The organism is Micromonospora sp. NPDC049359, assembly GCF_044466585.1.
Taxonomy (GTDB): domain Bacteria; phylum Actinomycetota; class Actinomycetes; order Mycobacteriales; family Micromonosporaceae; genus Micromonospora.
Genome location: NZ_JBITMW010000011.1, coordinates 1 through 24,501, shown reverse-complemented (window position 1 = coordinate 24,501; position 24,501 = coordinate 1). Strand labels below are relative to the sequence as shown.

Sequence of the window (24,501 nt, the reverse complement as noted above, 5' to 3'; positions counted from 1 at the left end):
CCCTGACTCGGGCACTTCGTCCGGCACCACAACTCCATGATCGGCGCGGGCCCGGTCACACACCGGCCGGGTACGTCTCCATCTCGCCGGGGGCGGCGGGGACCGCCAGCGGGTGCAGGGCCGTCGTTTCGTCGCACCAGATGAGCGCGTCATAGCGCGCGGCCAGGCGCGTCGGCACATAGTTGCCCCAAGACTCGAACGACGGGTCGTAGACCACCCCGATCGCCCGGTGGTCCGCCGGCTCGGTGACCCAGCCCGGCTGGTCGTCACCGCCGAAGACGAGCACCGCCCGCTCGGGCATCAGCTCGTGCAACCGCCGCTCCACCGAGCCCTCCCGTGCCGGCGGCACCACCATCGCCTCCGAGGGGGAGCCCCACCGGGGAGCGGCGATCACCGTGCCCCGGTAGGTGCCGAACCCGATCAGCGCCACCGCGTCGTCGCCGTGCCGTTCGCGGGCCAACTGACCAATGTTGACCATCCCGTCCGCGGCCATGTCGGTGGCCCGCGCGTCCCCCACGTGCGTGTTGTGCGCCCAGACGATCCCTCGGGCGTCCGGGCCGTAGCGGTGCAGCAGCCGGTCCAAAGTGTCCTGCATGTGGGTGTCTCGGATGTTCCACGAGTCCGGACCGCCGGCCACCATCGCCCGGTAGTAGCGCTCCGCGCCGGCCACCACCTCCGCGTTCTGCCAGGCCGAGAAGCGGTCCGGGCCGTCCGACATGGCCTGCTCCCGGGTACGCGCCAACAGCCGGACCACCTCCTCCTCGCACCGGGCGGAGACGAACCGGCTGGCCGCGCCGTACTCCTCGACCCGCTTGCCGTACGGCTCGAAGCACCGGTACGCGTCCTGCGCCGCCTCCAGCGAGGTCGGGTCCTCCTCCCCCAGGTAGTCGAAGATCGCCTGCATCGACTCCCAGAGGCTGTAGACGTCGAGCCCGTGGAACCCGGTCCGCTCACCCTCCGGCCGTTGCAGGTTCCACGCCCGCAGCCACCGGCAGAAGCGCGCCACCTCGGCGTTGGCCCACATCCAGGTCGGCCACCGCTCGAAGCGCTCCAGCGCGCTCTGCGGATCCAGGGCCCCGCCGGGCGCGGCGGTGACCGAGCGGTGCACCCGGTCGCAGTCCGGCCAGTCGCCCTCCACGGCCACGAACGAGAAGCCGCACTCCGCGATCAGTCGACGGGTCAACTGCTCACGGAGCCGGTAGTAGTCGTAACTGCCGTGCGTGGACTCGCCGATCATCACCACCCGGGCGTCCCGAACGCGCTCCAGCAACGGGTCGAAGTCGCTCGGCGCGCCGAGCCGCTGAACCAGCATGGCAGCGGCTACCCGGCGCTCACGCCGACAAACCGTCGGCGCGTCGCGAGCCGACACGCCGTCAGCGTGTACGCCTGACACGAGCGGGTAGCCAACCGACATGACCGTGTCAGGCGTGCAGTTGCAGGAGTACCTGGCCGGGCTCGACTACCCGGTCTCCCGCGAGGACCTCGTCCGCTGGGCGCAGGAGAACGGCGCCGACACGAGCATGCTGCACATGCTCCAGGCCCTACCACCCGAACAGTTCGACAACCCCGAAGAACTAACCGAGGCCCTAACAACCCCCACCTAAACCCCAGACCCCGTTGTACGGGGTGGGAGGGGTTTGGGGGATAGGGAGGGTCAGGGAAGGCGGATCGTGCGGGATTGTTGGCGGGCCTCCTCGGCGGCGGCGATGATCGTGACCACCTCGCGGCCAAAGCGGACGTCGCAGCGGTGGTCGTGGGCACCGGTCCGGACCTGCTCGACGAGCTGGTCGATCGCCACACCGAACGCCGTCGCGGCGTCGTTCTCGCCGTGCGGCACGGTCTCGATGCCGTTCTCGCCGTAGAACACGAACTCGCGGGCCATCGCCTCGGTCGGCGCGTCCAGGGAGAGCGAGGCGCTGCTGGTCGCACCACCCTCGTGGGTGAGCAGCAGGTGCACCATCCCGCTCGGGCCGTCCATCGCGGCCACCTGGGTGACCCGCCCCAGCACCGGCAGAAGGATCGAGAGCGCGTGCGGGGCGATGTCCCAGAGCGCGCCGTGCTCGCGACGCCACAGCGAGCCGCCGTACGGGCTGCCGTCCTGGAAGATCGACGCGAAGGCCGTGGTGCGGCCGTGCTGCCAGCCACCGGCGGCGGCGGTCGACGCGAGGAACGCGGTGACGTTCGGCTGGAACCGCTGGGTGAAGAACACCACCGAGGCCACTCCCGACGCCTGGGCGGCGGTGACCACCCGGTCGGCGTCGTCCACGCTGAGCGCCAACGGCTTGTCCAGCAGCAGGTGCCGGCCGGCGTTCGCGGCACGGACCGCGATGTCGGCCTGGACGTCCGGCGGCAGCGCGACGGCGATGGCCTCGCACTGCTCAATGAGGGCGTCGACGTCGGCGTACGCGGGCACGCCGTACCGCTCGGCCAGCGCGGAGGCCCGCTCCGGGTTACGCCCCCACACCCCGACCAGTTCCGCGTCCGGGTGTGCGTGCAGCGCCTTCCCGTGCGTCTCGATCGCCCAGTGACCGGTGCCGAACAAGCCGAACCGCAGCACGTGTACCTCCGCCGTTTCCCCCGACCGTGGCGACGCCACGGACGTGATCCACGCTAGTCGCCCCAGCAGGTCCGTCGGCGGCGGGTCGCCAACCGGAGCAGCACGCGTACTGCCGACCGGGGGTGACCGTGGTCCGACGAGTGCCTGTCGAGCTGCCCCAGATCCGGGGCGCCCCACACCGTCCTGCAGAGCCCCATCCGACTTCCGACGCTCGCCCCACTGCTGGCGCAGAGATCCGAGATGGCCTTGCCCCAAATCTGGGGCAGCTCGACAGCGCCTGCATACCCTCTTGGGCTGCCGCGCGGCCGAACGCACCGGCCGCCCGCCCCGACACACCCGCCGCGCGGCCGGACGCACCGGCCGCCCGCCCCGACACACCCGCCGCGTTCGCGGACGCGGCGGGGCGCGATGGCCAGGCAGCGCGCGGCGGGTACTACGACGGTTAGTAGGCTGTGCCGGTGACCGAGGCGACGACCGGGTGGGGCCGATGACCAGCGCGGCGGCCGGCTCGCCGGTAGACGGGCCCCTCGCGACGGTGTCGATCGTGCTGTCGCTGCTCGTCGCCGTGTGGGCGCTGGTCGCGGCGGTACGCCACCGGCCGCCGGACCGGGTGCAGTTCGCCGGTCTGGCCGTACTCGAGTTGGTGTTGCTCGCGTTGGGTGTGCTGGCCCTGGTGGCGGTCGGCGGCGGCGACCGGCCGGGCGAGCCCGGCGCGTTCTTCGGCTACCTGGTCACGCTGGTCTGCCTGCCACCGCTGGCCTGGGTGCTGGCCCGGATGGAACCGACCCGGTGGGGGTCGGCGATCGTCTGCGCGGTCTGCCTGGTGACGCCGGTCGTGGTGGTGCGGTTGCAGCAGACCTGGGAGGTCCTCGGTGGTTGAGACTCGTCCGGCCCGACAGCGCACGAACTCCGGGCCCGGCCGTCTGTTGATCGCGATCTACCTGCTGTTCGCCATCGCGGCGACGAGTCGGGCGGGCCTACAGATCGCCACGAAGTTCGACGAGGCGCCGGTGGCGTACCTGCTCTCCGCCCTGGCCGCGCTCATCTACATCGTGGCCGCGGTGGGTCTGGCCCGGGCCGGACACACCGGTCGACGGGTGGCGCTGGTGTGCTGTTCGGTGGAGTTGGTCGGTGTCGTCGCGGTCGGCATCCTGAGCCTGGCCGACAAGGCCCTCTTCCCCGACGAGACGGTGTGGTCGCAGTTCGGTAGCGGGTACGGCTACATCCCGCTCGTCCTGCCGGTGCTGGGCCTTTTCTGGCTCTGGCGCACCCGCCGCGACCCGGCCTGACCGACCGGGCCGCGGAACGGAAGCGGCGCGGGTCAGGCCCGTGGTCCGCCCGCCACGTAGATGACCTGACCGGAGACGAAGCCGGCGCCCTCGCTGGCCAGGAACGAGATGGTGTGGGCGACGTCCTCCGGGCGACCCGGGCGACGGACCGGGATCTCGGCGGCGGCGTGCTTCTGGAGGTCCTCGAAGTCGACCTTCATGCGGGCGGCGGTGGCCGCCGTCATGTCGGTGACGATGAAGCCGGGCGCGACGGCGTTGACGGTCACCCCGAACGGCCCCAGCTCGATGGCGAGCGTCTTGGTGAAGCCCTGGAGGCCCGCCTTGGCGGCGGCGTAGTTCGCCTGCCCCCGGTTGCCCAGCGCGGAGGTGCTGGACAGGTTGACGATCCGCCCCCACTTGCGGTCCACCATGTGCTTCTGAGCGGCCTGGCTGAACAGGAACGCCCCGCGCAGGTGTACGCCCATGACCGTGTCCCAGTCGGTGTTGGTCATCTTGAACAGCAGGTTGTCGCGCAGCACGCCGGCGTTGTTGACCAGGACGGTGGGGGCGCCCAGTTCGGCGGCGACCCGCTCCACGGCGGCCCCGACCTGGTCGCGGTCGGACACGTCGGCACCCACGCCGAGCGCACGGCCACCCGCGCCGGAGATGGCGTCCACCGTCTCCTTGGTGGCCGCCTCGTCGATGTCGACGACCGCCACTGCCATCCCGTCGGCGGCCAGCCGCCGGGCGGTGGCGGCACCGATACCGCGTGCGGCTCCGGTGACGATGGCGACGCGGTGCTCCTCCGACATGATTACCTCCGGGTAACTTTGGGGTGATCGAAGGAGCTTAGCCTCAGAACCCCCGACCCCGGCATAGGCGAATCCACCGGTATCCGTACCCGGAGACCTTCACCGCGCCGAGCTTGCCCAGCTCGCCGTAACCACGGTCAGTGAGCACGTCGATCGGCAGGTCGGCCTCCGCCTCGAGGCTGCTCAGGTCCACCTCGACGTCGTCGGTACCCAGGTTGTGCAGGAAGACCATCGTGCCGGTCGGCCCGTCCGCGCGGTGCGCCAGCACCCCGGGCGGCATCGCCACGTCGATGTGTGTGGTGGAGCCGGAGCCGATCTCGGGGGCCTCCCGAAGGGTACGGATCATGCGCTCGAACCAGGCGAGCAGCGACTTCGGGTCGCCACGCTGGGCGGTGACGTTGACGTTCTGGTAACCGAACTCACCCTTGTCGATCACCGGGCGGACCAGCTTCTCCGTATCCGCGGTGGAGAAGCCGGCATTCGGCTTGTACGACCACTGCATCGGCGTACGGATCGCCTCCCGACCGGGCAGCGACAGGTCCTCGCCCATCCCGATCTCCTCGCCGTAGCGCAGCACCGGAGTGCCGCGCAGGGAGAACTGCAGGGCGTACGCCAGCTCGATGCGCCGCCGGTCGTTGCCGAGCATCGGGGCGAGCCGACGGCGGATGCCCCGGTCGTAGATGCGCATGTTCTCGTCCGGGCCGAACTCGGCGTACACCTGGTTGCGCTGTTCGGTCGTCAACCGGGACAGGTCGATCTCGTCGTGGTTGCGCAGGAAGGTGGCCCACTGCCCACCGACCGGGAGCTTCGGCGTGTCACGCAACGCCTCGATCAGCGACTCCGGGTCCTGCCGCGCGAGGGCGAGCATGAGCCGGCCGTTGAGCATGAAGTCGAAGAGCATGTGGATGCGGTTGCCGGATCCGCCGGCGTCGCCGAAGAACGTCGGAAGCTGGTCCGGTTCGACGTTCGCCTCGGCGAGCAGGACGGCGTCCCCGCGCCGCCACTGCACGTGCTGGCGCATCTCGGTGAGGAACTCGAAGTCCTTTGGGGAGTCCGGGTTGCCCGGCTCGGTCAGCTCGATGATGAACGGCACCGCGTCCATCCGGAAGCCGGAGACTCCGAGCTGGAGCCAGAACGACATGATCTTCTTAACCTCGGCCCGGACCTCCGGGTTGGCGAAGTTCAGGTCCGGCTGGAACTTGTAGAAGCGGTGGTAGAACCACGCCTTCGCGGTGCGGTCGTAGCTCCACGTCTCCTTCTGCTCCCCGGGGAAGACCATGCCCTGGTGGCGGTCGTCCGGCTCGGTGTCGGACCAGACGAACCAGTCCCGGTACGGCGAGTCGGGCGAGGAACGGGCGGACTGGAACCAGGGGTGCTCGTCCGAGGTGTGGTTGACCACCAGGTCGATGATCACGCGGATGCCCCGGTTCTGCGCCTGGTGCAGCAGTTCGGCGAAGTCACCGAGGGTGCCGAAGCGGGGGTCGACGTTGTAGAAGTCGGTGACGTCGTACCCGTCGTCGCGGTTCGGCGACGGGTGGATCGGGTGCAGCCACAGGCACGTCACGCCCAGCCGGGCCAGGTAGTCCAACCGGCCGATCAGACCACGGATGTCGCCCACACCGTCGCCGTCGGAGTCGGCGTACGTGTCGATGTCGAGGCAGTAGACGACGGCTTCGGAGTACCAACGGTCACCCATGCCGCGAAAATCTCTCCAGTTGATCTCCACGGCAAACCTGCCGGGCGGCGGCGGTCGGTACCCTGCCCGGCATGGAGACCGACCTCGTACCGCCGAGCGATGAGTTGGACTGGTCCCGGGGCCGGTGGCTGCACCCGCCGGTGCGCGCCGAACACGGTCCAACCGGTGAGCTGGTCGTCGAAGCCGGGGCGGAGACCGACTTCTGGCGGCGGACCAGCTACGGCTTCGTCCACGACAACGGGCCGGCGCTGCTCGCGCCGCTACCCGTCGGCGCGGCCATGGAGGTGAGCTTCCGGCTCGACTTCTCCGCGCAGTTCGACCAGGCCGGCGTGCTGGTCCGGGTGGACGAGCGGACGTGGGTCAAGGCGGGTGTCGAGGTGAGCGACGGCGAGTCGCAGCTCGGTGCCGTGGTGACCCGGGAGTTCTCCGACTGGTCGGTGGCCCCGGTGCCGGGCTGGGCGGGTCAGGAGGTGACGGTCCGGGTCAGTCGGGCCGGTGACGCGCTGACCGTACGGGCGCGGGTGACCGACGCGCCGTGGCGGCTGGTCCGACTCGCCCCGCTGGACCCGGAGGCCGAGGCGATGGCCGGCCCGTTCTGCTGCGCGCCGACGCGCGGCGGCCTCACGGTGGCGTTCACCGCCTGGCGGCAGGGCCCGGCCGACACCGCGCTGCACCCGGAGGGCTGAGCCCGTCCGTGGCGCGGATCACCCGCAGGTGTGCCGCGCCGATCATTGGGTATGACAACCCGATCCCCCGTAGGCCCGTCGGAAGGATGACCAATGGCGTACGCCCAGACTGGTGACCCCTCCGAGTTCACCGGCCTGACCGGGTGGGTGGCGTCCGTCATCGAGGCGATGGGTCCGGTCGGCGTGGCCCTGCTGGTTGCGTTGGAGAGCATCGTCCCGCCGATCCCCAGCGAGATCGTGCTGGCGATGGCGGGTTTCCTCGCCCACGAGGGTCGGTTCAACGTCGTCCTCGTCATTGTCGCCGCGACGGTCGGCTCACTGGTCGGCGCGCTGGTGCTCTACTGGCTCGGCGCGGCGCTCGGCGAGGAACGGCTCAAGCGCTGGCTGGACCGCATCCCGTTGGTGGACCGCGACGACCTGGAGAGGGCCGACCGCTGGTTCGAGCGGCACGGCCGGTGGGCGGTGCTGATCGGCCGGGTGGTGCCGGTGGTCCGCAGCCTGGTCTCCGTCCCGGCCGGGGCCAACCGGATGCCGCTGGGCGAGTTCGTCCTGCTCACCACCATCGGCAGCGGCGTGTGGAACGCCCTCATCGTCGGGTCCGGTTACGCGCTGGGCAGCCGGTGGCAGAACGTCGAGCGGTACAGCGACTGGTTCAACTACGCAATCGGCGCGGTCTTCGTCGTCATGGTGGTCAGCTGGGTGGCCCGCAAGATCCGCCGCCGCCGGCAACGCGACGACCGGCGGTCGGTGACCGCCGGTCGCTGATCCGCGTCCGCGCCGCGATCAGGGCACCTGATGCCCTGCGGCGGGTGCCGGCGCTGCCTGCGGCCGGCGCAGCACCACCTGCTCCAGCGCCGACCAGGCTGTCGTCGTCACCAGGTAGATCACGGCGGCGAGCGGCAGCACCAACGCCACCACCACGGTCGTGAACGGCAGCAGAGGCAGCAGCCGACCGAGGGTGGCCGCCCCCGGCCCCTCGGTGGGCGTACCGGCCACCGTGCCGACCGCGGCCGATGCACGTCGCGCCCGGCGTGACGACCACCAGGCCAGCGCCAGCAGCAGGACCAGCAGGCCGGCGAAGAGCGGTCCGGCCGCGCCGGCCAACCCGTCGCTGAGGTGGTGACCCAGCGGTACGCCGGCCAGCCGCTCGTCGAGCAGTCCCGTGCCGCCCTCGTCGGTGGCGAACAGCCGGTACAGGACCAGCAGGAACGGCGCCTGGATCAGCAGCGGCAGGCAGCCGGCGACCGGGTTCGCGCCGGCCGAGCGGTACAACGCGAACACCTCGCGCTGGAGGGTCGCCGGGTCGTCGGCGTACCGCTGCTGCAGCTCGCGAACCTGCGGGGCGAGCGCGGCGCGGCGTCGCTCCCCGCGGACCTGCGCGACGGTCAACGGTGTGATCAGCAGCCGGACGGCGACGGTGAGCAGCACGACGGCGGCGACGGTCGCCGTGCCGTCGGCCAGCGGTTCGAGCAGGTCGGTGAGCCAGGACAACGCGCTGCCGGCGACGCCGACGACGGTGTGCAGCGGTGCGAAGGAGAGCATGGGAAACCCCTCGGTCCGATTCCGGTGGGTCCTGGAGCCGTCGTGGACGGCACCTAGGACCGATGACGGTGGGATCGGCCGCGCGGCGAGGTGTCGCTACGCGGCGCGGGGGCGTCCGGGTGCGCGGGGGCGGGGTCGTCCGGCGGCGTCCGGATCGATCTGGCGGGGTGTCCGGCGGCTGCGGGCCCGGGCACGCAGCCGGGCCCAGCGTCGCGCGACACCGGGTGCGCGGGACGGGCCGAGCGGGCGCGCGGCGAGCAGCGCGGCGACGAGGACCAGGGCGGTCAGCGCGGCCCCGGCGAGCAGGTCGGCCGGACGGTCGGCGAGCATGCCGAGCTGGGCGAACGCGGACATCCACGTGGCCCAGAGGAATCCCAGCAGCACCGGCACGGGCTCAGCATAGGACCCGGTGTCACGTCCCCCGGCCGGATCGCCGATGGTCCGGCGACACGCCGGAGACGCCGTGCCGTCACCACGTTTCCGGGCGTTACCACCCTGGGTAACCAAACGTCCGACCGGCGCGGACGGACCGCGGGCGGCAGAAACGGACGGTGGTGCGCGATGACCGGGCAGGTGGCGGAGGCGCACGGGACGACCGCGGGGACCGAGGTGCTCACCGTTGGCGTCGAGGAGGAGTTCCTGCTCGTCGACCCACACACCGGCGCCGCGGTGCCCGCCGTGGACCTCGTGCTGGAACAGGTCCCGGCGGAGCTACGCGGTCAGGTCGAGCGCGAGTTCCAGACCAGCCAGATCGAGATCGGCTCGCCGCCCGGGCTGGAGCTGTCCTCGATCCGGCACTCCCTCGGCGTACTCCGTAAGGCCCTTGCCGACGCGGCCGAGCGGGCCGGCGTACGGCTGCTCGCCATCGGCACCGGTCCGGTGGACGGCCCGGTGCCCCCGGTCGTCGACAAGCCCCGTTTCGACCGGATGATCGAACGGTTCCGGCTGCTCGTACCCGGTCCCGGTAACAACGGCATGCACGTGCACGTGGGTGTCCCCGATCCGGAGACCGGCGTGCAGGTGCTCAACCACGTCCGGCCGTGGCTGCCGACGCTGCATGCCGTCACCACCAACTCGCCGTTCTCCCGTGGCGAGGACACCGGCTACGCGAGCTGGCGGTCGGTGGAGTGGGAGCGCTGGCCGTCGGTCGCGCCGACGCCCTTCCTGGAGTCGCACGAGCACTACCAGCGGCTCATCCGCCAGTTGATCGCCAGCGGGGTGATGCTCGACGAGGGGATGCTCTACTGGTACGCCCGGCTGTCGGCGAAGTACCCGACCGTCGAGCTGCGCATCGGCGACGTCTGCCCGACCGTGGACGACGCGGTGCTGGTCGCCGCGCTGGTCCGGGCCCTGGTGGCCACCGCCATGGACGACGTCGAGGCCGGCCGCCCCGCGTTGCGGACCGACCACCACCTGCTGGTCGGCGCGCACTGGCGGGCCGCCCACGACGGCCTGGAGGGCGAGGGCGTCGACGTCACCACCGGCGAGTTGCGTCCCGCGTGGGAGTTGCTGGACGAGTTCGTGGAACGGCTGCGGCCGGCGCTGGAGCGGCACGGCGACTGGGCCGAGGTGTCCGACCTGCTGGGTGGGCTACGCCGCCACGGCACCGGCGCGGCCCGGCAGCGCGCCGTGTACGCCCGTACCGGACGGCTCGTCGACGTCGTGCAGGACGTGGCGCGACAGACCCGCGGTTGAGCGCCCGCATGACAGGATGATCCTGTGGCGCAACGACTGATCGTCATCGGCGGGGACGCCGCCGGCATGTCGGCGGCGTCCCAGGCACGCCGCCGCCGCGACCGGGACGACCTGGAGATCGTGGTCTTCGAGCGGGGACATTTCACCTCCTACTCGGCCTGCGGCATCCCGTACTGGATCTCGGGGCTGGTGCCCGGCCCGGAGGACCTGATCGCCCGCGCGCCGGAGACGTTCCGCACGAAGTTCGACATCGACGTGCGGTTGCGCCACGAGGTGACGGCCATCGACCTCGAACGGCGCGAGGTGGTCGCCCGGGACCTGGACCACGGCCGCGAGGTCACCGAACGCTTCGACGAGCTGATGTACGCCGCCGGCGCGACACCGACCAAGCCCCCGTGGGCGCAGTCGGACGTGGCCGGCGTGTTCGGGGTGCAGACCCTCGACGACGGCGCGGCGCTGCGCGACTGGCTGGACGCCGAGCCGCAGCCGCGCCGGGCGGTGGTGGTGGGCGGCGGCTACATCGGCGTCGAGATGGCCGAGGCGATGATCCAGCGCGGCCTGTCGGTGACGCTCGTCGAGCAGGCCGAGCAACCCATGTCGACGGTCGACGCCGACATGGCCGAACTCGTCGCCGATGCCATGCGTGGCCTCGGCATCACCATCCGCGCCGGCCTGCCGGTGACCGGCCTCGAACAGCGGGACGGCCGGGTGTCCGCCGTGGTCACCGCCGAGGGGCCGATTCCGACCGACGTCGTGGTCCTGGGTCTCGGGGTACGCCCCAACGTCGGGCTCGCGGAGGCCGCCGGGCTGCCGCTCGGGCCGACCGGCGCGATCCGGGTGGACCGGCGGATGCGGGTCCCCGGCTTCCCGGGGGTCTGGGCGGCCGGCGACTGCGTGGAGACCCTGCACCGGGTCAGCGGGATGCCGGTGTACATCCCGTTGGGTACCCACGCCAACAAGCAGGGCCGGGTGGCCGGCATCAACATCGGCGGCGGGTACGCCACCTTCACCGGCGTGATCGGCACGGCCGTGACCAAGGTCTGCGAACTGGAGGTCGGTCGCACGGGCCTGCGGGAGCGGGACGCCTCGGCGGCCGGCTTCGACTTCGTCTCGGTGATCGCAGAATCGACCAGCCGGGCCGGCTACTACCCGGGTGCCCGGCCGATGACCGTCAAGCTGATCGCGGAACGACCCAGCGGCCGTCTGCTCGGCGCGCAGATCGTCGGCTGGTCCGAGGCGGCCAAGCGGATCGACACTCTGGCCGTCGCGTTGTGGAATGGCATGACCGTGGACGACATGACCGCACTGGACCTGGGCTACGCTCCGCCGTACGCGCCGGTCTGGGATCCGGTGCTGATCGCCGCCCGCAAGGCGGTCGACGCGCTCGCCGCTCTCGATCGCTGACCCGCGCCCGCCGTGGAGGTCCACCCCGTGACCCAGACCCCGACCAGGTCCGCCGCGCGCCGACGACCGACCATGGTCGATGTCGCGCGGCACGCCGGAGTAAGCCTGAAGACGGTCTCCCGGGTGGTCAACGACGAGCCGGTGGGTCAGGAACTGCTCGGCCGGGTGCTGGCCGCCATCACCGAGTTGGGTTTCCGGCGCAACGACATCGCGCGCAACCTGCGCTCGCGGCAGCTCAACGCCACCGTCGGGCTGTTGATCGAGGAGATCGCCAACCCGTTCTACGCCACGATCGCGAGCGTGGCCGCCGAGATCGCCGCCGCGCACGGCACGATGCTGATCACCGCCTCCTCCGAGGAGGACCCGGAGCGCGAACGCGCCGTCCTGCAGGACTTCACCCAGCGCCGCGTCGACGGGCTGCTGGTCGTGCCGGCCGGCCCGGACCACTCGTTCCTGCGCCGCGAGGTCGAGCTGGGCATGCCGGTGGTCTTCGTGGACCGGCCACCGCAGGGTCTGCTCGCCGACACCGTGCTGTTGGACAACTCCGGCGGCGGCCGGTCCGGGGTCGAGTCCCTGCTCGACGAGGGGCACCGGAGGGTGGCTCTCCTGCTCGGCGCGCCGAGCGTGCCCACCATGCGCGAGCGGCTGGTCGGCGCGCGGACGGCGCTGGCGGCCGCCGGGGTCGAGCCGGACGACTCCCTGGTACGCGACCACCTGATCGCCCCCGAGGACGCCGGGCGGGCGGTCGCCGCGCTGCTCGACTCCCCGAACCCGCCCACCGCCTTCTTCTGCGGCAACAACCGGCTGACGGTCGGCGCGTTGCAGGAGTTGCACCGCCGGGGCAGCGACGCGTCGCTCGTCGGGTTCGACGACTTCGAGCTGGCCCACCTCATGCCCAGGCCGTTCACGGTCGTCGCCTACGACACCCGGGAACTGGCCCGGGTAGCCACCGAGCGCCTGTTCCACCGCATCGCCGGCGACGACTCCCCACCAACAACGACAGTCCTCCCCACCCGCCTCCTGCCCCGAGGCCTCCTCTAGTTCTCGGGCCGCCCCCCCTGCCCCCCTGCCCCCTGCCCCCTGCCCGCCGATCTTGCAGTTTCTGTTGTCGTTTTGCGCGGGTCCGACCGTTTCGTCGTGACAGGAAGTGCAAGATCGCGGAGGTCTCGGGGTGGCGGCCACGGCGATCATGGACTTTAGGGTGTGGGCCGGCACGGTTGGTGAGGGCACGAAGTTCCGCATGAGTGTCTGTGGCGACCCGGTCCCTGACCCACCGGAGCACGCAGAACCCGATGAAGACAGGCCGTCAAGCGCGTCGGCGCTGTTTCCTGGGGCGCGGCTCAGGAGTCGGTGATCTGCTTTCGATGACGCTGTTGTCGGCCTGGTAGTACGTCGGGGCTCCTGACGATGGGATGCGTGCCGCGTCGGGTTGCCAACTGGTGGTGATACTCATGGAGTTCATCTGTGCCGTTGTGTAGCTGATGGCTTGCTGGTCGACGTTGCTGTTGCCGTACTGGATGGTCGGTGTGGCGGCGGTGGGGGCGTAGCTCGGGCCGGCGGGGTTGTAGGCGGGACCTGCGCTGTCGGCGTATTGGGTGTAGGTGGACCCGTAAGAGGGCGCATAGGTGGGCGCGTAATTGGGCGCGTAAAGGGTCGGCTGGTTGACGCCGTAGGACGCGGTCGTGTCGTATTGAGCCGGGTACTGACTGACCTCGGGCAAGGGGTAGGGGTCCTGGGGTGTGAATGATGGCTGAGCCGCGACCGAATAAAGGTTGGTGTTCTGGAATATCAGGTCTGATCCGGTGGCGGGTGGACCTGCGTAGTACGGGGGTGCTGCGTCGTGGGCGTACTGCGCGGAGGGCGTCGAGTAGGAACGGGCGGGGCTGCCTGGGTCGGGCAGCCGCTGTGGCGGGTGGATGACCTGTTCGTTCTGGTGCGCCTCGACGGGTACCCTCGGTCGCCATCCCTGGGGCAGTGGGATCCTGCCGGGTGCCGCGATCTCCGGGTCGCCCCTCGGGGGCAAGCGGTCGGGGTTCGGCTGCAGGACGGAGCTGTTGCCGTATACGTTCAGGATGAACGAACGTCTGGGCAGTCCGTGGGCATCGGTGAAATCGTTCACCACCGCCAGGCTCAGAACGCTGGCGTTGGGATTGGCGAGTCGGCCGGTGGCGCCAGCCCAGGCCGCGATGAGTGAGTGATCGACGATGGCGGGGTTGTCGATGACCTCCTGGTAGGCCACCGGTACGAACAGTCGCGGGGGCCAGCCGGCGGGCGGGTCGATTCGCTGAGCTGCCGCGGCCCTCGGGTCGGCACCGCCGGGGGCAAGATCAGCATGGTTCGCCAGGAAACAGCTCCTGCCAAGCTGCTCAGACGTGTAATAGCCGGCGGGAAGCCCGTGCGACCGGGCAAAGTCATCCAACACTCCCGGGCTCATGCCAGCGAGGCTGGTGGCGGTACGCCCCAACCGGCCTGTCGCATGGGTCCAGGCCACCACGATGCGGGCGTCGGCGATGCCCGGGTTGTCGATGACCGCCTGATAAGCCGCCGGGGTGAACACTCGCGTCCAGCGGGCGGGCGGGTCAATTCGCTGAGCTGCCGCGGCCCTCGGGTCGGCACCGCCGGGGGCAAGATCAGGATGCTTCCCCAGGAAATACTTCGCGCCATCTGACTCGAGTGTGTAGTAGCCGGCGGGGAGCCCGTGCGACTGGGCAAATTCCCCCAACACTCCCCGGCTCAACTGACCGGGGCTACTGGTACCACGCGCAAGTCGGCCCGACCTGTGTGCCCAGCTCAGCGCGAGGCTGGTATCGGCGAGGCCCGGGTTGTCGATGATCTGCTGGTAGGCCATCGGCGTATAGGCGGGGGCGGGTCCGGGTCGTCGGGGCATGCTTCTGGTCCTCTCGTGCGGGCGGTCGCTGTCTAGCTCCCCAACGGCGCGTCCACAACGAAGGTTCAACACGAAACGGGCCCACCCGAATCAGTGCCCGCCGCAGCTCCGCACACGGCGCCACTGCGCCTGCTCACCCGCGGTCACCAGGTCCTGCTCACCCGCGGTCACCAGGTTTGGTAGGAGCGGCGCCGCTTGAACGGAGTACGCGGGCTGCCGCGCGCTGGCCCGCCTGGCCACCGAGCGCCTCTTCGAACGCAGCGCCGGCGACGACTCCCCACCGTCAACGACAGTCCCGCCCACCCGCTCCAACACCGAGGCCTCCCCAACCCCGCGCCGCGCCCGCCCCCGCGCCCGCGCCCGCGTCCGCGCCCGCGCCCGCGCCCGCGCCCGCCGATCTTGCACTCTCTGTCGCCGCCTTGCGCGGATTCGACCGTTTCGCCGGGACAGCAAGTGCAAGATCGCGCAGGTTCAGGGGTGGTGTCCACGGCGATCATGGACTTGTGGTGCCTCGCGTATGCCGCAAACAACCACGGAACGCCCACCACAAGTCCATGATCGACCCGGGCGGGGGCGGGGCGGCGCGGGGCGGGGCGGGGCGGGGCGGGGCGGGGGGCGGGGGGCAGGGGTGGGTCAGGTTGTTGTGGTTAGGCGGGCTTTTAGTTCGGCTTGGGTTGGGGGGTTGGCGCCTCGGCGGGCGCAGGTCAGGGCCGCGACGGTCGCCGCTTGGCGCAGCACTGTCGTCCACTGCTGCTCGGTCACCGCGGCGAGCCGTTCGGTCGGCCGGTCGCCGAGCGCGTCGATGTCGGCCAGTGCGGCGAGCAGGCCACCGGTGAACGAGTCGCCCGCACCGACGGTGTCCACCACCGTGGTGCGTACGGCCGGCTGCTCGTGCAGCACCCCGTTCGGGGCGAGCAGCCACACGCCCTCACCACCGCGGGTCACCACCGCGCAGGACACTCCGGCCTCGCGCCACTCGGCCATCACGTCGGCGATCGACCGGTCCGGGTAGAGCCAGGCCAGGTCCTCGTCGCTGGCCTTGACCAGGTGCGCGAGGGGCACCTGCCGGCGTACCCGCTCCTGCTCGGCGGTCCGGTCGGTGACGATGCTCGGTCGCAGGTTGAGATCGATCGAGAGGGTCAGCCCGCCACGGTCACGTTCGCGGGCGAGCAGCCCCTCCAGCGCCTGCGCGCCGGGGGCGAGCGCGAGGGCGAGCGACCCGGCGTGCAGGGCCGTCGCCGAGGAGCCGGCGAGGTCGGGCAGTTCCTGCGGCGTCCACTGCCAGTCCGCGGCACCGTCGAGCCGGAACTCGTAACTGGCCTGGCCGGTGGCGTCCAGGGTGGCGACCGCCACCGAAGTGGGCTCGGACGCGTGGACGGCCCAGCGCAGGTCCACCTGGTTGGCCGCCAGGTAGTCGCCGATCTGCCGGCCGTACTCGTCGGGGCCGAGGCGGGCCAGCAGCCGTACCGGCTGGTCGAGCCGGGCCAGGGTGACCGCCACGTTCGCCGGCGACCCGCCCGGGACCGCCCGTTGCCCGTCGGCGGTCACCACCAGGTCGATGAGGGCCTCCCCCGCCACGACGATCATGCGGTCACCGTGCCCGGGGCGAGCGGGCCGGGGCCACCGAGGCCGTCGGCCGAGCGGGACAGCAGCACCGCCTGGTACGCGTGGTACACGTCGGGTCGACCGTGCCAGACCGTGTCGGCGGGCAGGTTCCGCGGGTCCAGCTCGTGCCGCCAGCCGGTGCCGTCGATCAGGTAGCGGCGCGCGTACGCCCAGAAGACCCGGCACCAGTCGGCGTAGACGGCGTCCCCGGTGCGGCGGTGCAGGGTGACCGCCGCGCCGATGGCCTCGGCCAGCACCCAGTGCATCCGGGAGCGGACCACGGGCCGGTCGTCCCAGTCGATCGTGTAGACGAAGCCGTCCGCGCCGTCGACCGCCCAGCCACGTCGCAGGGCGGCGGCGAAGAGGGTACGGGCGTCGGCGAGCAGCCAGCCCGGCGGCTGCGGCAGGACGGCTTCCAGTTCGAGCAGCAGACGGGCCCATTCCAGCCAGTGGCCCATCGTCGAGCCGTACGGCCGGAACGGGTCGGCGGGCTGGTCGCGGTTGTAGTCGAGCAGCGGCGTCCAGTCGGTCGTGAAGTGCTCGGGCAGCCGCCAGTCGTGCCGGGCGGCCTCGGTGTGCACCAGGTGGGTGGCGATCCGCAGCGCCCGGTCGGTCCAGCTCGTGTCCCCGGTGGCGGCGGCAGCGGCGAGGAACGCCTCGACCATGTGCATGCTGCTGTTCGCGCCCCGGTAGTCCTCGGTGACCGTCCAGTCGCGGTTCCACGACTCGCGGACCGCGCCCGCCTCGTCGTCCCAGAACCGGTTCAGGACCACGCTGAGCGCGTCGGCGAGCAGGCGGTCCGCGCCGGGGCGCCCAGCCCGCGCGGCGCTCGACGCGGCGAGCAGCACGAACGCGTGGTCGTACCCGGCCTTGCGCTCGTCGATCGGGGTGCCCTGCTGGTCCACCGCGTTGAACCAGCCGCCGTCCCGGTCGTCGCGCAGCAGCGTGTCGAGCGCGGCGATGCCGTGGTCGACGATGGCGGCGGCATCCGGGTCGCCGTTGCGGTGGGCGAGCGCGGCCACGTGGGTCATCCGGCAGGTGATCCAGGTGTAGACGGCTTCGCCCCGGTCCGGGGTGCGGTCGTCGGTCAGCCACCAGAAGCCGCCCTCGGGTCGGACCGAGCGGCGGGCCGTGTCGAGCAGCGTGCGGGTCTGGTCGGCGAGGAACCCGTCCAGGTCAGGCAGGTCGGGCACCCCTGCCGGGGCAGGGGTCGGTTCGGCGTCGGAGCGGGGCGCGTCGGTCATCTCAGCTGGTCACCGTCGAGGAGCGAAGGGGCATACGGCAAGGATCGGCGGACGGACCGGGTCCGCGCCGGCAAACCCGCTAACGGTACGCCCGGAGCTGGTCGACCGAAGGGGTACGGCGCAAGAAGGATCATGAGGAACATCATCCCGTTTGCCCGTTGACATCGTTGTCACCCCCTCAACCCTGCTCCGACCGCCGGCTCACTGTCAATTCCGTCCCGTGCCCAGGGCCTGTTTCAAAAGGGCGGTCGAGCCGAGGCGGAGTCCGGGCGGCGATCCGGCAAGGTGCGGTTTCGTCCGGATACAACACCGGTATCCGGACGAAACCGCAACGCCGCCGGTCGTCGTCCGGGCCCGCCGCAGGCCGGCCAGTTCTTATGAAACAGGCCCTAGTAGTGCTCGTCGATCGGCCGACGCGCCTCCTCGAACAGCGCCGGCCCCTCGTAGCGCACCGGAGGCAGCGCCGGGGTGGCCGGCTTGACCTCCTCGAACTGCTCGCTGGAGAGCGCGTACACCACCCGGCCGAGGCCGGAGCGGTCGATCGCCGTCGCGCACATCGGGCAGGGTTGGCAACTCGTGAACATGGTGGTGCCGGCGGCCACCTCGGCGGACAGCTCCCGGGCGGCCCAGCGGGCCAACTTCAACTCCGGATGGGCGGTGATGTCCGAATCCGAGACCACGGTGTTGTGGTCCTCGACGAGGACGACACCGTCCGCGTCGACCAGCAACGAGCCGAACGGCCGTTCGCCGGACGCCCCGGCCTGGCTGGCGATCTCCACGGCGCGGCGGAGGAACTTCTCGTCGTCGGGTGTCACACGGCCTCCTGGTCACGTCCTGCTGCGGAACGGGGCGAGCGTGGCCCGGATCTGGTCGCCCGCGCCCCAATCGTCGTCGAACTGGGCCAGCACCGCGAGGTGCTGTCGCAATTGGACGATCGGCATCCGGGCCCGCCAATCATCGTCGAGCGACGTCAGCTCGGCGTAGACGTCGAAGAACCGCCGCGCCTCAGGCGGGGGCGACGTCGTCCAGACGTGGGCGAGGTCGACCTCGGCCCACAGGTAGGACACCGCCGGGTCGATCAGCGCCGGCTCCCCGTCCGGTGTGGCCAGGATGTTCTGCGCCCACAGGTCGCCGTGCGTGAGGCACGCGGGCCGTTCCGGCAGCAACTCGGGCAGCCGCGAACAGAGCCGTTCCAGTGCCGCCCGGTCCTGCCGGTCGAGCGCGGCGTCGACACGGGGCTCGCCGAGCCAGCGGAGCAGCCGGTGCTGCGCGAAGAACGCGAACCCGTCGTCGTTCCAGGTGTTGACCTGTCGGCGACGCCCCAGCCAGTTGTCCCGGTGCCAACCGAAGCGCGGATGGGTCGTGCTCAGGTGCAGGTGGGCCAACTGTTGCGCGAACCGCTCCCAGAACGCCTCGCTGCTCGGCCTCGGCCGCAGCAGCGACAGCACCAGCACGTCCCGGTCCGCGAGGATCACCTCGGGCGTCGGCACGCCGCCCAGGTCGCGCAGCGCGGCCAACCCGTCTGCCTCGGCGGGGAAGACGTCGTCGGCCGGCGTCTCGGCGAACGCCTTGACGAACACCGACGGCGCGTCCCGGCGGGTGGCGATACCCGCGAGCGCCGCGAGCCCGCCCGCCGCCGGTTCGACGGCGACGACATCACGCATCCCGGCGCGCAGCAGGCTTTCCCGTAAGAACGGCCCCGGTCGCATCACGACAGGCTCCCGGATGTCCGATCCGCTGTCCACCCGGTATGCCACCCGCCCCGGCGCGGGCAGGATGGCGGGATGGAACTGCCCGAGGGGCTTGGTTGGGTACGAGCGTCAGCGGTGGGCCAGGCCTGGCTGACCGCGCTGCCGACGCTGGTGTCGGAGTGTGCCGAACGGTGGTCGCTGCGGCTCGGTCCGCCGTTCCGGTACGCGTACGCCTCGCTGGCGCTCCCCGCTGATCTGCCCGACGGTACGGCGGCGGTGCTCAAGGTCCAGTTCCCGGATGAGGACAGCCGGTACGAGGCCCACGCGCTCGGCCACTGGGCCGGCGACGGCGCGATCCGGCTGCTCGCTCACGACCCCGAACGGCGCGCGCTGCTGGTAGAGCGCTGCCGACCCGGTACGTCCCTGCACGAACTACCGATGGACCGGGCGCTGGACGCGGCGGTCGACCTGCTGCCCCGGCTCTGGCGACCGGCCGGCGCGCCGTTCACCCCGCTCGCCGAGGAGGCCGCCGGCTGGCTCGACCGGATGCCGCGCAGTTGGGAACGGGCCGGCCGGCCGTACGAGCGGCGGCTCCTCGACGCGGCGCGCGCCCTGCTGGTCGACCTGTCGGCGAGCCAGGGCGAGCAGGTGCTCGTCAACCAGGACCTGCACGCCGGCAACGTGCTCGCCGCCGAGCGCGCCCCCTGGCTGGCGATCGACCCCAAGCCGCTGATCGGCGAGCGGGAGTTCTCGGTGGTGCCACTCGTACGCGGTCCGGAGCTGGGTCACTCGCCGGCGGCCGTCCGGCACCGACTCGACCGGCTCAGCACCGACCTCGGGCTGGACGTCGAGCGGGTGCGGGGCTGGGCGATCGGCCACTGCCTGGCCTGGAGCATCGCCGACCAGGTCGTCTTCACGCACCAGGTCGAGGTGGTCCGCTGGCTGCTCGGCACCGACTGACGCCGAGGGTCAGCGGGCCTGGCAGGTACGGCACCAGTAGAGGTTGCGGCCGACCAGCTCGCCGCGACTGACCTCGGTGCCGCAGATGTGGCAGGGGGCGCCGGCGCGGCGGTAGACGTACACCTCGCCGCCGTGCCGGTCGACGCGCGCCGGTCGACCCATCGCCTCGGGCAGGTGGGCGTCGCGGACGGTGTCGATCCGACCGTGTTCCAGGGCGAGCCGCATCAACGCGACCAGGTCGAGCCAGAGGGCGTCCCACCCGGCCCGGGTCAGCGCCCGACCGGGCATCGTGGGCGGCAGCCCGGCCCGGAACAGCGCCTCGGTCACGAAGATCAGGCCGGTGCCGGCCACCACCGACTGGTCCAGCAGCAGGGCCGCGAGGGGCGTCGGGCTGCGGGAGATCCGGGCGTACGCCCGCTCGGGGTCGGCGTCGGCGCGCAGCGGATCCGGGCCGAGGCGGGCCCGCAGGGCGTCGACCTCGGGCGGGGTGAGCAGTTCGCAGGCGGTCGGACCGCGCAGATCCAACCAGTGCCGGTCACTGGTCAGCCGCAGCCGCACCTGGCCGACGGGCTCGGGGGGCGTCCCTGATCCGTCGGTGAATTTGCCGTACAGCCCGAGGTGCACGTGCAGGGTCACCTCGTCGGCGAAGTGGTGCAGCAGGTGCTTTCCGTACGCCTCGGTGCCGTCCAGGACGGTCCCGGAGAGCCGCGCGGCCCCATCGGCGAAGCGGCCCTGCGGGCTGTCGGCGTGCAGCTTGTCACCGGCGAACAGCTCGGCGTGCCGGGCCGCCAGGCGGTGGATCGTGTGTCCCTCTGGCACGGGTGCCAAGGATAGCCAGTCGCACCGGGGCCACCGGGTGACGCTGCTCCTTCACGCCGAACGCCGGGTGGATACGCCCCTGATCCGCGGGCCGTACCCGGAATCGGTGTCAGGAAACGCCGAGGTGGGTATTTCGGGGTCGTAGCGCGTGGGTGCCACCCCTGAACGTCGGCCACCACGCATTCAACAGGAGGTGTGTAGTGGTCAGGATTCCTTCGCTGTCCCGGCGGTCCGAGCAGACGCCGACGCGGGACGAGAACCTTGACGGTCCCGATACCCCGGTCACCGAGACGGGCCGGACCGACGACGGCCGACCGGTTGTCACCGACCGGGACGCCGACCAGACGACGTACCGCAGCACCACGGCGACCGGCGACGCCACCGCGACCGCCGGGCGCACCGGCGAGGCCGAGCGACGGGCCGCGGAGCGCGCGGCCGTGGCCCGCGCCGCCACCGCCCGGCCGGTGGAGACCGACACCGCCCGCCCGACGGAGGGCGAGGCCCGGCCGCTCGCCGCCAAGACGGGCACCGCCGCCGTCCCGACCATCGAGCGCGACAACGACCTCAACGGTACGACCCGACGGCCGGAGCGCGACCCGGACCTCGACCGGACGACGACCCGCCGGCCCGACGTGACCGACCGTCCGGTCGACACGACCCCCGCTCGCGACACCGAGCCGGAGCCGGTGACGCGCGGCCCGAAGCCGCGGGCCAGCCTGCTCGCCACCCTCGGCCTGATCGTCTCCGTCGTCGGCGCGCTGTTCGTGCTCAGCGGCACCCTGGCCGGGTACGGCATCGGGCTCGGCGCGGTCGGCGCGGTGCTGTCGGTGCTCGGCCTGATGGCGACCCGCCGCCGGCACGTCGCCGGCAAGACCGACGCGCTGTTCGGCATCCTCATCGGCCTGGCGGCGGTGGTGGTCGGCGTGCTCGCGATGACCGGTCAGTTCGTCTGGCCGACCACGGACGGCGACTGGGTGCAGCGTCTCCGGGAGTGGCTTGACTCACAGTTTGTGGATCGTTTCTAGCGGGCACTGTTCCGCTCGCCGGTGGTGCACCGGCGAAGAGCCGGCGGTTCGCCGGCAGCCCGACGGTGGTTCACCAGCAGGGCGACACCCTTTCAGGGGCGGCGATTCGCCGCCCCTGAAGTGCATCCAGACCCCCCACCCCCACCCCCACCCCCACCCCCACCCCCACCCCCCAGAACAGTTGATCAAGAGGTTTGCGTCACCAGAAGCCGGTCTGGTGACGCAAACCTCTTGATCACTGTTGGAGGGGTGAGCTGGCCTTCCTGCGCAACGGATCGTTGGTTGCTGTGCGTTACACGCAACGGATCTACGGTCTGCGCAAGTCTCGGTGGTGGATCCTTCCGCTGACGCCGCATAACGTTGAGCAACGGCGCCAGCCCGTGGGCCACGGTGGCCGGGCGCGCCCGAACCCTGGGAGCAGGACAATGACGATGGACGCCACCAGCCAGCGCCTCTTGATGTGCCGGCCGACGTACTTCGCCGTCGACTACGCCATCAACCCCTGGATGGACCCGAGCGCGCCGGTCGACCCCGCGCTGGCCGTCCGGCAGTGGGAGCAGCTTCGCCAGACGTACCTTGACCTGGGCCACACCGTCGAGGAGATCACTCCGGTGCCCGGCCTGCCCGACATGGTCTTCGCCGCCAACGGCGGCACCGTGATCGACGACAAGGCGATGGCCGTGCAGTTCCGCGACCCGCAGCGCGCCGACGAGGCGCCGGCCTACCGGGCCTGGTTCGAGGCCGCCGGGTTCGAGATGTACGACCCGAAGCACGTCAACGAGGGTGAGGGCGACGTCCTGCTGGCCGGCGACCACCTGCTGGCCGGCACCGGCTTCCGGACCGCCCACGCCGCGCACGCCCAGTTGCAGGAGGTCTTCGGCTACCCGGTGATCACCATGCAGCTCGTCGACCCGCGCTTCTACCACCTGGACACCGCGCTGACCGTCCTCGACGAGCGGACCGTGGCGTACCTGCCGGAGGCCTTCTCCCCCGGCAGCCAGGCCGTGCTGCGCCGGCTCTTCCCCGACGCCGTGCACGCCACCATGGCCGACGCCGAGGTGCTGGGCCTGAACGCGGTCAGCGACGGACGGCACGTCGTGCTGCCCGCGCAGGCCACCGACCTGGCCGCCAAGCTGCGCGACCGGGGTTACGAGACCATCGGTGTCGACCTGTCCGAGCTGCGTAAGGCCGGCGGCGGACCGAAGTGCTGCACGCTGCGACTCCGTCAGGGAAAGGCAACCAAGTGATCGTGGACGACAAGCTGCGTACGCCGGGAGCGGTCCGGGACGCCGAGCGCTGGACGGCGCACAACTACCACCCGCTGCCGGTGGTCATCTCGTCGGCCGAGGGCGCGTGGCTCACCGACGTGGACGGCAAGCGCTACCTGGACTGCCTGGCCGGCTACTCGGCGCTGAACTTCGGCCACCGGCACCCGCAGCTCATCGCCGCCGCGCACGCCCAACTCGACCGGCTGACGCTGACCAGCCGAGCGTTCATCCACGACCAGTTCGCCGACTTCTGCCGGGAGCTGGCCGAGCTGTGCGACAAGGACCTGGTGCTGCCGATGAACACCGGCGCCGAGGCCGTGGAGACCGGGATCAAGGTGGCCCGCAAGTGGGGCTACCAGGTCAAGGGCGTACCGGCCGGTCAGGCGAACATCGTGGTGGCCGAGGGCAACTTCCACGGCCGGACAACCACCATCGTCAGCTTCTCCACCGACGAGGACGCCCGCGCCGACTTCGGGCCGTACACCCCGGGGTTCACGGTCGTGCCGTACGGCGACCTGGACGCCCTCACCGCCGCGATCGACGAGAACACCGTCGCCGTGCTGCTGGAGCCGATCCAGGGCGAGCAGGGCGTGGTGGTGCCGCCGGAGGGTTACCTGCCGGGCGTACGCCGGGTCTGCACCGAGCGGAACGTGCTGTTCATCGCCGACGAGATCCAGTCGGGTCTGGGGCGTACCGGCCGGACCTTCGCCTGTGACCACGAGGGCGTGGTGCCGGGCATGTACCTGCTGGGCAAGGCGCTCGGCGGCGGCATCGTGCCGGTCTCCGCGGTGGCCGCGAACACCGACGTGCTGGGCGTGCTCAAGCCCGGTCAGCACGGCTCCACCTTCGGCGGCAACCCGCTGGCCTGCGCGGTGGCCACCGAGGTCGTACGGCTGCTGGCGACGGGCGAGTTCCAGCGCCGCTCGGCCGAGCTGGGCGAGCGGCTGCGGGCCGGCCTGGACGGGCTGGTCGGCAAGGGCCTCGTCGGCGTACGCGTCCGGGGCCTCTGGGCTGGGCTGGACATCGACCCGGCGCTGATGAGCGGACGCGAGGCGTGCGAGCGCCTGATGGAGCGCGGCATCCTCGCCAAGGACACGCACGGCTCCACGATCCGGCTAGCCCCGCCCCTGGTGATCACCGAAGAGGAGATCGACCAGGCCATCACGACGCTGGCCGAGGTGCTGGCTGCCTGACCCGGAACGTGTGAGTGGCGGGGGGGGGCGGGGGGGCCCCCCCCCCCCCCCCCCCCCCGGGGGGGGGGGGCGCCCCGGGGGGGGGCGCGGGGCCGGACGCCGGGGGGGGGGGGGGGGGCCGGGGGGGCCGACCACCGCGCCGCCCCGCA

Annotated in this window: 24 protein-coding genes; 12 read left to right on the top strand and 12 right to left on the bottom strand. The window is 71.7% G+C overall.

All coding sequences use genetic code 11. From position 1 onward, the window contains the following. Positions 1-55 precede the first annotated feature (55 nt). Positions 56-1,312, bottom strand: a complete 1,257-nt coding sequence (locus ACIBTX_RS23785) for an erythromycin esterase family protein (RefSeq protein ID WP_357133892.1) — start codon at positions 1,310-1,312, stop codon at positions 56-58. Positions 1,313-1,412: 100 nt separating this feature from the next. On the opposite strand from ACIBTX_RS23785, the gene ACIBTX_RS23780 reads away from it, so the two are divergent. After that, a complete protein-coding gene (locus ACIBTX_RS23780; RefSeq protein WP_357133889.1) occupies positions 1,413-1,604 on the top strand; it encodes a DUF2795 domain-containing protein in 192 nt (63 codons plus the stop codon). A 50-nt stretch (positions 1,605-1,654) separates the two neighbouring features. Here the strand turns inward: ACIBTX_RS23780 and ACIBTX_RS23775 are convergent, their stop codons facing one another. After that, positions 1,655-2,557, bottom strand: a complete 903-nt coding sequence (locus tag ACIBTX_RS23775; protein ID WP_363661444.1) for a Gfo/Idh/MocA family oxidoreductase — start codon at positions 2,555-2,557, stop codon at positions 1,655-1,657. A 487-nt stretch (positions 2,558-3,044) separates the two neighbouring features. Between ACIBTX_RS23775 and ACIBTX_RS23770 the strand changes: the two genes are divergently transcribed. Continuing rightward, a complete protein-coding gene (locus tag ACIBTX_RS23770; RefSeq protein ID WP_396833040.1) occupies positions 3,045-3,437 on the top strand; it encodes a hypothetical protein in 393 nt (130 codons plus the stop codon). After that, a complete protein-coding gene (locus tag ACIBTX_RS23765) occupies positions 3,430-3,846 on the top strand; it encodes a hypothetical protein (protein ID WP_363661445.1) in 417 nt (138 codons plus the stop codon). Before ACIBTX_RS23770 ends, ACIBTX_RS23765 begins: the two co-directional genes overlap by 8 nt. Positions 3,847-3,878: 32 nt before the next feature. Here the strand turns inward: ACIBTX_RS23765 and fabG are convergent, their stop codons facing one another. Beyond that, positions 3,879-4,637, bottom strand: coding sequence for a 3-oxoacyl-ACP reductase FabG (fabG, locus tag ACIBTX_RS23760; RefSeq protein ID WP_357133882.1), 759 nt, complete (start codon positions 4,635-4,637; stop codon positions 3,879-3,881). A gap of 43 nt (positions 4,638-4,680) precedes the next feature. Next, positions 4,681-6,333, bottom strand: a complete 1,653-nt coding sequence (locus tag ACIBTX_RS23755) for an alpha-amylase family protein (protein ID WP_357133879.1) — start codon at positions 6,331-6,333, stop codon at positions 4,681-4,683. A gap of 71 nt (positions 6,334-6,404) precedes the next feature. On the opposite strand from ACIBTX_RS23755, the gene ACIBTX_RS23750 reads away from it, so the two are divergent. Then, positions 6,405-7,019 (top strand): DUF1349 domain-containing protein, encoded by a 615-nt coding sequence (locus tag ACIBTX_RS23750; protein ID WP_363661446.1) that lies wholly within the window; start codon positions 6,405-6,407, stop codon positions 7,017-7,019. Positions 7,020-7,112: 93 nt separating this feature from the next. Then, entirely contained in the window at positions 7,113-7,784 is a 672-nt protein-coding gene (locus tag ACIBTX_RS23745; RefSeq protein WP_357133873.1) for a DedA family protein, read from the top strand. An 18-nt stretch (positions 7,785-7,802) separates the two neighbouring features. Here the strand turns inward: ACIBTX_RS23745 and ACIBTX_RS23740 are convergent, their stop codons facing one another. Both ACIBTX_RS23740 and ACIBTX_RS23735 read right to left on the bottom strand, forming a co-directional pair. Then, positions 7,803-8,561: a YidC/Oxa1 family membrane protein insertase gene (locus tag ACIBTX_RS23740; protein ID WP_396833039.1), complete on the bottom strand. Its 759-nt coding sequence runs from the start codon at positions 8,559-8,561 to the stop codon at positions 7,803-7,805. A 96-nt stretch (positions 8,562-8,657) separates the two neighbouring features. Further along, positions 8,658-8,951, bottom strand: a complete 294-nt coding sequence (locus tag ACIBTX_RS23735) for a DUF6412 domain-containing protein (RefSeq protein ID WP_396833038.1) — start codon at positions 8,949-8,951, stop codon at positions 8,658-8,660. A gap of 171 nt (positions 8,952-9,122) precedes the next feature. Between ACIBTX_RS23735 and ACIBTX_RS23730 the strand changes: the two genes are divergently transcribed. From ACIBTX_RS23730 to ACIBTX_RS23720, 3 genes are all read left to right on the top strand, one after another. Continuing rightward, positions 9,123-10,256 carry a glutamate--cysteine ligase gene (locus ACIBTX_RS23730; protein WP_357133864.1) on the top strand — a complete coding sequence of 378 codons (1,134 nt, stop codon included), beginning with the start codon at positions 9,123-9,125 and terminating at the stop codon, positions 10,254-10,256. 24 nt (positions 10,257-10,280) lie between these two features. Then, a complete protein-coding gene (locus ACIBTX_RS23725) occupies positions 10,281-11,660 on the top strand; it encodes an FAD-dependent oxidoreductase (RefSeq protein ID WP_396833037.1) in 1,380 nt (459 codons plus the stop codon). Between the two features lie 72 nt (positions 11,661-11,732). Continuing rightward, complete coding sequence (locus tag ACIBTX_RS23720) at positions 11,733-12,701, top strand: LacI family DNA-binding transcriptional regulator (RefSeq protein WP_357134028.1); 969 nt, start codon at positions 11,733-11,735, stop codon at positions 12,699-12,701. Positions 12,702-12,966: 265 nt separating this feature from the next. Here the strand turns inward: ACIBTX_RS23720 and ACIBTX_RS23715 are convergent, their stop codons facing one another. The 5 genes from ACIBTX_RS23715 to ACIBTX_RS23695 form a co-directional block, all read right to left on the bottom strand. Beyond that, complete coding sequence (locus ACIBTX_RS23715) at positions 12,967-14,508, bottom strand: hypothetical protein (RefSeq protein ID WP_396833036.1); 1,542 nt, start codon at positions 14,506-14,508, stop codon at positions 12,967-12,969. Between the two features lie 672 nt (positions 14,509-15,180). Then, a complete protein-coding gene (locus ACIBTX_RS23710) occupies positions 15,181-16,134 on the bottom strand; it encodes a carbohydrate kinase (RefSeq protein ID WP_357399354.1) in 954 nt (317 codons plus the stop codon). After that, positions 16,131-17,396, bottom strand: coding sequence for an AGE family epimerase/isomerase (locus ACIBTX_RS23705; protein WP_357399356.1), 1,266 nt, complete (start codon positions 17,394-17,396; stop codon positions 16,131-16,133). Before ACIBTX_RS23705 ends, ACIBTX_RS23710 begins: the two co-directional genes overlap by 4 nt. Before the next feature lie 389 nt (positions 17,397-17,785). Further along, positions 17,786-18,211 carry a nucleoside deaminase gene (locus ACIBTX_RS23700; protein WP_357174529.1) on the bottom strand — a complete coding sequence of 142 codons (426 nt, stop codon included), beginning with the start codon at positions 18,209-18,211 and terminating at the stop codon, positions 17,786-17,788. Positions 18,212-18,223: 12 nt separating this feature from the next. After that, entirely contained in the window at positions 18,224-19,060 is an 837-nt protein-coding gene (locus tag ACIBTX_RS23695; RefSeq protein ID WP_396833035.1) for a fructosamine kinase family protein, read from the bottom strand. A 120-nt stretch (positions 19,061-19,180) separates the two neighbouring features. Here ACIBTX_RS23695 and ACIBTX_RS23690 point away from each other — a divergent pair, with 120 nt between their 5' ends. Further along, entirely contained in the window at positions 19,181-20,047 is an 867-nt protein-coding gene (locus ACIBTX_RS23690; RefSeq protein ID WP_357399324.1) for an aminoglycoside phosphotransferase family protein, read from the top strand. 9 nt (positions 20,048-20,056) lie between these two features. Here ACIBTX_RS23690 and ACIBTX_RS23685 read toward each other — a convergent pair whose 3' ends face one another. Beyond that, positions 20,057-20,866: an Fpg/Nei family DNA glycosylase gene (locus ACIBTX_RS23685; protein WP_396833034.1), complete on the bottom strand. Its 810-nt coding sequence runs from the start codon at positions 20,864-20,866 to the stop codon at positions 20,057-20,059. Between the two features lie 200 nt (positions 20,867-21,066). Between ACIBTX_RS23685 and ACIBTX_RS23680 the strand changes: the two genes are divergently transcribed. From ACIBTX_RS23680 to rocD, 3 genes are all read left to right on the top strand, one after another. Further along, positions 21,067-21,891: a thrombospondin gene (locus ACIBTX_RS23680; protein ID WP_396833033.1), complete on the top strand. Its 825-nt coding sequence runs from the start codon at positions 21,067-21,069 to the stop codon at positions 21,889-21,891. 431 nt (positions 21,892-22,322) lie between these two features. Further along, positions 22,323-23,138: a dimethylargininase gene (gene ddaH, locus ACIBTX_RS23675; RefSeq protein WP_357134883.1), complete on the top strand. Its 816-nt coding sequence runs from the start codon at positions 22,323-22,325 to the stop codon at positions 23,136-23,138. Further along, positions 23,138-24,352, top strand: a complete 1,215-nt coding sequence (gene rocD, locus ACIBTX_RS23670; RefSeq protein WP_396833072.1) for an ornithine--oxo-acid transaminase — start codon at positions 23,138-23,140, stop codon at positions 24,350-24,352. The genes ddaH and rocD overlap by 1 nt, the downstream gene beginning before the upstream one ends. Positions 24,353-24,501 lie beyond the last annotated feature (149 nt).

Bases quoted from the DNA above. Each gene is read 5' to 3' on its own strand.
- ACIBTX_RS23780 (WP_357133889.1), top strand. From the start codon at position 1,413: ATGACCGTGTCAGGCGTGCAGTTGCAGGAGTACCTGGCCGGGCTCGAC.
- ACIBTX_RS23720 (WP_357134028.1), top strand. From the start codon at position 11,733: ATGGTCGATGTCGCGCGGCACGCCGGAGTAAGCCTGAAGACGGTCTCC.
- ACIBTX_RS23695 (WP_396833035.1), bottom strand. From the start codon at position 19,060: ATGCGTGATGTCGTCGCCGTCGAACCGGCGGCGGGCGGGCTCGCGGCG.
- ddaH (WP_357134883.1), top strand. From the start codon at position 22,323: ATGGACGCCACCAGCCAGCGCCTCTTGATGTGCCGGCCGACGTACTTC.
- ACIBTX_RS23785 (WP_357133892.1), bottom strand. From the start codon at position 1,312: ATGCTGGTTCAGCGGCTCGGCGCGCCGAGCGACTTCGACCCGTTGCTG.
- ACIBTX_RS23740 (WP_396833039.1), bottom strand. From the start codon at position 8,561: ATGCTCTCCTTCGCACCGCTGCACACCGTCGTCGGCGTCGCCGGCAGC.
- fabG (WP_357133882.1), bottom strand. From the start codon at position 4,637: ATGTCGGAGGAGCACCGCGTCGCCATCGTCACCGGAGCCGCACGCGGT.
- ACIBTX_RS23755 (WP_357133879.1), bottom strand. From the start codon at position 6,333: ATGGGTGACCGTTGGTACTCCGAAGCCGTCGTCTACTGCCTCGACATC.
- ACIBTX_RS23730 (WP_357133864.1), top strand. From the start codon at position 9,123: ATGACCGGGCAGGTGGCGGAGGCGCACGGGACGACCGCGGGGACCGAG.
- ACIBTX_RS23690 (WP_357399324.1), top strand. From the start codon at position 19,181: ATGGAACTGCCCGAGGGGCTTGGTTGGGTACGAGCGTCAGCGGTGGGC.
- ACIBTX_RS23745 (WP_357133873.1), top strand. From the start codon at position 7,113: ATGGCGTACGCCCAGACTGGTGACCCCTCCGAGTTCACCGGCCTGACC.
- ACIBTX_RS23710 (WP_357399354.1), bottom strand. From the start codon at position 16,134: ATGATCGTCGTGGCGGGGGAGGCCCTCATCGACCTGGTGGTGACCGCC.
- ACIBTX_RS23715 (WP_396833036.1), bottom strand. From the start codon at position 14,508: ATGGCCTACCAGCAGATCATCGACAACCCGGGCCTCGCCGATACCAGC.
- ACIBTX_RS23750 (WP_363661446.1), top strand. From the start codon at position 6,405: ATGGAGACCGACCTCGTACCGCCGAGCGATGAGTTGGACTGGTCCCGG.
- ACIBTX_RS23705 (WP_357399356.1), bottom strand. From the start codon at position 17,396: ATGACCGACGCGCCCCGCTCCGACGCCGAACCGACCCCTGCCCCGGCA.
- ACIBTX_RS23770 (WP_396833040.1), top strand. From the start codon at position 3,045: ATGACCAGCGCGGCGGCCGGCTCGCCGGTAGACGGGCCCCTCGCGACG.